At 65.1% G+C, this 1,051-nt stretch carries 1 protein-coding gene; it reads right to left on the reverse strand.

Features of this window, described 5'->3' with window-relative positions; genetic code table 11:
* A partial coding sequence (locus tag ACSQ3P_RS31665) for an IS481 family transposase (protein WP_436169382.1) occupies positions 1 to 961 on the reverse strand: 961 nt, incomplete at its 3' end.
* Positions 962 to 1,051 lie beyond the last annotated feature (90 nt).

Below are 1,051 nucleotides of genomic sequence, written 5' to 3' on the forward strand. Positions count from 1 at the left end.
TGTGGAGCCTCAACAGGTTGTCCTCGTCGAGAGCGAGTCTGCTGATTGGGGTTTTGGCCTGGATGCCGCCATGTGGTCGATGCCAATTGTAGTGGTGGAGCCAGCGCGGCAGCTCTTCGGTTCGGCGGTCTGAGTGGTCATAGGGCCTGGCATAGGCCCATTCGCGCAGAGCGGTCTGGATGAAGCGCTCGGCCTTGCCGTTGGTCTTGGGCGTGTAGGGCTTGGTCCTGATGTGTCGCAGGCCGAGATCGCGGCAGGCATCGCGGAAGGCGAAGGCTTTGTAGCATGAGCCGTTGTCGGTCATGACGCGGGTGACGGTGACGCCGAGGCGTTCGTAATAGGCCACCGCCGCCCTGAGGAAAGCGACCGCGCTTATGGCCTTCTCGTCGGGCTTCATCTCGACGAAGGCGAGCCGCGAGGCATCGTCGATGCAGACATGGGCGAACTCCCAGCCGAGACCTTCGCCGCGTCCACGCCGGTTGCTCTGGCGGGTCCGGTCCCCGGTGATGCGGTGGCCGACACCGTCGATGCGGCCGAGCTTCTTGATGTCGATGTGGATCAACTCGCCGGGATGGGCGCGCTCGTAACGGCGCACCGGCTCGGCCGGTTCGAGGTCTCGCATCCGGCTCAATCGCGCCCGCCGCAGGATCCGGCTCACCGTCGCCGGTGAGACGCCGACCTGCTTGGCAATGGCCTGACCGCTCAGGCGCTGGCGACGCAGCGCGATGATCTGCTCGGCCTGGCTGGCAGGCGTCGGGCGATGCAGCCGGTGCGGACGCGACGAGCGATCCGCCAGCCCAGCCACGCCCTCGGTGGCGAAGCGTGCGATCCATTTATGGACCGTCTTCAGGCTGACACCAACCGCGCTGGCGATCACAGCAGATGCCGAGCCAGCAGACGCCAAGCGCACAATCCGCTCTCGACCCAGCCGCGTCAGACGGGCATTCTTGTGGATGTTCATCCGGTTCCTCCCCGAGGGATACTGAAGCTTCGCAACCTCAGCTTCCTCGCTCGGGACCGGATGGACAACCTATTGAGAGCTCACATCTAG

The sequence above is a fragment of the Allobosea sp. LjRoot9 genome (assembly GCF_964252745.1).
Taxonomy (GTDB): domain Bacteria; phylum Pseudomonadota; class Alphaproteobacteria; order Rhizobiales; family Beijerinckiaceae; genus Allobosea.